Raw genomic sequence first — 4,721 nt, 5'->3', positions numbered from 1 at the left:
CCACGGGCGGAGCAAGGAGCGTAGCGACGCGGCGCAGACCCGAGGATCCATGCCGCGACTTCTGAGCGCGCGCCACGGTGCAGAATTCTGATCCGCTGTACTCTTTGGCCAAGATCACGGCATGGATCCTAGGGTCTCCGCGGTGCGACTCACGTGAAACATCGGTGCCCCGATGACTCACGTGAAACACACGCGATGGCGGTGCAAGGCTGTTTCACGTGAAACGACTCGCGGAGTTTTCTTGACAGCCAAGCCTCGCGGGGACATGTGTCCTTCAATCATTCGAGTCTGGGAAGTTTGTGATGACCAATCACTATGATGTGGTTGTGGTGGGCGGCGGTCACGCGGGTTGCGAGGCGGCCAGCGCTGCCGCGCGCGCTGGTGCCAAGACCGCGCTGGTGACGCTGCGCTTTGATACGATCGGGGTCATGTCCTGCAATCCGGCGATCGGCGGGCTCGGCAAGGGCCACCTGGTGCGCGAGATTGATGCCATGGATGGCCTGATGGGGCGCGTTGCGGATGCGGCCGGCATTCAGTTCCGCCTGCTCAACCGCCGCAAGGGTCCCGCCGTGCGTGGCCCCCGCACGCAGGCCGACAGGAAGCTTTATCGCCTTGCCATGCAAGAAGCGATTCGGCAGCAGAACGATCTCGACGTGGTCGAAGGCGAGGTGCTGGATTTTGAGATCGCCGATGGGCGGATCATGGCTGTTCTCCTGGCCGACGGCAGGCGGCTTGGCTGTGGCGCGGTCGTTCTGACGACCGGAACTTTTTTGCGCGGGCTCATTCATATTGGCGAGAAGAAGATCGTCGCCGGCCGCATGAACGAACAGGCCAGCCTTGGGCTCTCGGCGACGATGGACCGCGCGGGTTTTAGACTCGGACGGCTGAAGACCGGCACGCCGCCGCGGCTGGATGGCCGGACTATCGACTGGGCGTCGCTGGAAAGCCAGGCCGCCGATGAGGATCCGGTGCCGTTCTCGCTGATGACAGACCGTATCGAGACGCCGCAGATCGAGTGCGGCATCACGCGCACGACGACGGCCACGCATGAATTGATCCGCGCCAATCTTGGCCGCTCGGCCATGTATTCCGGCTCGATCGAAGGGGTCGGGCCTCGCTATTGCCCGTCAATCGAGGACAAGATCGTCAAGTTCGGCGACAGGGACGGGCATCAGATCTTCCTCGAGCCGGAAGGGCTCGATGACGACACGGTCTATCCCAATGGTATTTCGACCTCGCTGCCTGAAGACGTGCAGCTCGAGATCCTGAAAACCATTCCGGGGCTGGAGCGCGCAACCATGCTGCAGCCCGGCTATGCCATCGAATATGATCATGTCGATCCGCGCGAACTGCATCAGACGCTGGAGACGAAGCGCATCGGTGGTCTCTTCCTCGCCGGGCAGATCAACGGCACGACCGGCTATGAGGAAGCAGCCGGGCAAGGCCTGCTCGCAGGCCTCAATGCGGCGCGGCGGGCGGCGGGGAGCGAGCAAATCGTGCTCAGCCGCACCGAGGCGTATATCGGCGTGATGGTCGACGATTTGACCAGCCGCGGCATCGCAGAGCCCTACCGGATGTTCACGTCACGGGCCGAGTTCCGGCTATCGCTGCGTGCCGACAATGCCGATGAGCGACTGACGCCTATGGCTGCGAAACTGGGCATCGCCTCGGCACAGCGCATGCAGCGCTACGGGCAGGTCATGCAAAGCCTGGATGAGGCACGGGATTTGGCGAAGTCGCTCGCCATGACGCCGAATGAGGCGGCGCGGCACGGGCTGGACATCAACCGGGATGGCGTGCGCCGGTCCGGCTATGAATTGCTTTCCTATCCCGACGTCGATGTCGCTTGGCTGGCTGGCGTCGATCCGCGCTTTGCGGCGATCGACGGCAAGACGGCGGAGCGCCTCGAGACGGAAGCGAAGTATTCTGTCTATCTTGATCGCCAGAAGACCGACGTGGCGCAGATCCGGCATGAGGAGAGCCGGCTGATCCCCGAGACGGTCGATTTCGCCGGAGTGCCGGGTCTGTCGAACGAGCTGAAGCAGAAGATGCAGGCGCGGCGGCCGCGCTCCATCGCCGATGCCCAGCGCATGGAAGGCATGACGCCGGCGGCGCTGGCGATCATCGTCGCGCATGTCCGTCACGCGGAGAGCGCCCAGCGCCCACAAAAGGATGTTGCGTGAGTTCTTTTTCCCTGGAGAGCCTGCAGGATGCGGCAGGCCCGGTTTCACGTGAAACATTCGATCGGTTGGTGGCGTTCGAGCAGATGTTCCAGAAATGGAACCGCAGCATCAATCTGGTGGCGCAATCGACGTCGGGCGATGTCTGGCAGCGCCATATCCTGGACAGCGCCCAACTCGGGCGCATAGAACCCGTTGCCACACGCTGGGTGGATCTCGGCTCGGGCGGTGGATTTCCAGGCCTTGTCATGGCGTTCCTGCTGGCCGAGCGCGACGGCGCCAGCATCGATCTGGTTGAAAGCAATCGCAAAAAAGCATCATTCCTGCAAACTGTCGTCGGCCAGTTCAGCCTGCCGGCGCGGGTCGTGGCACGCCGCATCGATGACAGCCACGCGCTTGTTTCGACGCCGCAAATCGTCACGGCGCGGGCGCTGGCTCCGCTTTCGACCTTGCTGGACCTGTCGGCGCCCTGGCTGATTTCGGGCGCGCGCGGCCTGTTCCACAAAGGCCGGGATTACCGCACCGAAGTGCAAGAAAGCGTTCACCGATGGTCCTTCGATCTGGTAGAACATCCAAGTGTGACCGACGTTGGCGGCGTCATCCTGGAATTGTCCAACCTGCGACCTGTCTGATCCGTCACTGACAGGCGATTTGGCGCCCAAAATGAATTTCTGGCATAAACCCATGATGAAGAATGGCCCCCGAATCATCACCGTAGCCAACCAGAAGGGCGGTGTCGGCAAGACGACGACCGCCATCAATCTGGCGACCGCGCTGGCTGCGATCGGCGAAAAGGTGCTGATCGTCGATCTCGATCCGCAGGGAAATGCCAGCACCGGTCTGGGCATCGACCGCAAGGACCGGACGGTGTCGTCCTATGACGTGTTGACCGGCGAGCTGGAGCTGGAAGCCGCGGCCATCCCCACAGCCGTGCCGGGCCTGTCGATCGTGCCGTCGACGCTCGACCTGCTCGGCATCGAAATGGAAATCGCCTCCGCGCCCGACCGGGTGCTGAAGCTGCGCAATGCGCTGCGCGCCGCGACCGAGCGCGGCGCACCCTTTGGCTATGTGCTGATCGACTGCCCGCCATCGCTCAACCTTTTGACGTTGAATTCAATGGCTGCGGCCGATTCCGTTCTTGTGCCGCTGCAATGCGAGTTTTTCGCGCTCGAAGGCCTCAGCCAGTTGCTGGAAACGGTCGAGCAGGTGCGGCGCTCGATCAATCCGGATCTCACCATCCAGGGCATCGTGCTGACCATGTATGACGGCCGCAACAATCTTGCCAACCAGGTGGTGCAGGATGTGCGGGCGCATATGGGCGACAAGGTCTACGAGACCATCATCCCGCGCAATGTGCGGGTGTCCGAGGCGCCGTCCTATGGCAAGCCGGCGATCCTCTACGATTTGAAATGCTCGGGCAGCCAGGCCTATCTGCAACTGGCGTCGGAAGTGATCCGCCGCGAGCGCAAGTTACGCGCCGCTTGATGAGGCCGGGCGCATAGTTAAGAGCCGATTCGATACCGAAACGATTTGGAATAGCCAACTGGAATAAAGATGAGCGAAGACCTTTCGAGAAAGAGACTTGGGCGTGGGCTGGCGGCGCTGATCGGCGAGATCGATCGCCCAATAGCGCCGGAGAAACCTGGCATGAGCACCGACGGCAAGGTGCCGATCGAGTTCCTGACGCCCAATCCGAAGAATCCGCGCCGGCATTTCGGCGACGCCGAGCTGACCGATCTCGCCCAGTCGATCCGCGAGCATGGCGTCGTCCAGCCGGTGGTGGCGAGGCCTTCGCCGACACAAGCCGGCCGCTATGAGATCATCGCCGGCGAGCGGCGCTGGCGCGCGGCGCAGCGCGCCGGGCTGTCGGAGATCCCGGTCATCATCCGCGAGGTCAACGATCGCACCGCGCTCGAACTGGCGATCATCGAGAACGTCCAACGCACCGATCTCAACGCGGTCGAGGAGGCGCTTGGTTATCAGCAGCTGATCGACGAGCACGGCTACACCCAGGCCGATCTCGGCCAGGTGATCGGCAAGAGCCGCAGCCATGTCGCCAACACGCTCAGGCTCTTGAAGCTGCCGGATGTGATCCGCGACATGCTGGTCGACGGCGCGCTGTCGGCGGGTCATGCCCGCACGCTGGTGACGGCGGAAGATCCGGCGGGCCTTGCCAAGCGCATCGTCGAAGAAGGACTTTCGGTGCGCCAGGCCGAAGCGCTGGCGCAGATGCCGGCCGGCACCAGCAGCGCCAGGGAAGCCAAGCCGGCGCCAAGTCCTGACGAAAAGGACGCCGACACGCTGGCGCTGGAAAAACTGTTGACCGATACGATCGGAATGATCGTGTCGGTGGATCACAAGGGCAGAGGCGGCACGCTTCGGGTAGCCTATCGCTCGCTGGAACAGCTCGATGAGTTGTGCAGGCGGCTGAAGCAGGAACGGTAATTAGCCGGCGAATTATCTTCAGGCCGGGTTTTTGGCGAAATCGGCGACGCCGCTAATCTCCCTCCTTGAGGGGGAGATGGCCGGCAGGCCAGAGGG

4 protein-coding genes are annotated in these 4,721 nt (G+C 62.9%); all 4 read left to right on the top strand.

Annotation, left to right across the window (positions count from 1 at the left end; all coding sequences use genetic code 11):
- The first annotated feature begins 302 nt into the window (after positions 1 to 302).
- The 4 genes from mnmG to EOB49_RS31125 all read left to right on the top strand — a co-directional run bounded on the left by mnmG (position 303) and on the right by EOB49_RS31125 (position 4,625).
- Positions 303 to 2,183, top strand: a complete 1,881-nt coding sequence (gene mnmG, locus EOB49_RS31140; RefSeq protein WP_127383232.1) for a tRNA uridine-5-carboxymethylaminomethyl(34) synthesis enzyme MnmG — start codon at positions 303 to 305, stop codon at positions 2,181 to 2,183.
- On the top strand, positions 2,180 to 2,812 hold the full coding sequence (gene rsmG, locus EOB49_RS31135; protein ID WP_127322417.1) for a 16S rRNA (guanine(527)-N(7))-methyltransferase RsmG: 633 nt from the start codon (positions 2,180 to 2,182) through the stop codon (positions 2,810 to 2,812). Before mnmG ends, rsmG begins: the two co-directional genes overlap by 4 nt.
- 52 nt (positions 2,813 to 2,864) lie before the next feature.
- Positions 2,865 to 3,665 (top strand): ParA family protein, encoded by an 801-nt coding sequence (locus tag EOB49_RS31130; protein ID WP_081738757.1) that lies wholly within the window; start codon positions 2,865 to 2,867, stop codon positions 3,663 to 3,665.
- A gap of 69 nt (positions 3,666 to 3,734) precedes the next feature.
- Entirely contained in the window at positions 3,735 to 4,625 is an 891-nt protein-coding gene (locus EOB49_RS31125) for a ParB/RepB/Spo0J family partition protein (protein WP_127383231.1), read from the top strand.
- Positions 4,626 to 4,721: the final 96 nt, after the last annotated feature.

Origin of the sequence: Mesorhizobium sp. M7A.F.Ca.MR.148.00.0.0 (assembly GCF_003997735.1) — a bacterium.
Taxonomy (GTDB): Bacteria; Pseudomonadota; Alphaproteobacteria; order Rhizobiales; family Rhizobiaceae; genus Mesorhizobium.
Note: the sequence above shows the minus strand (reverse complement) of the source record. Positions and strands in the feature narration are given on the sequence as shown.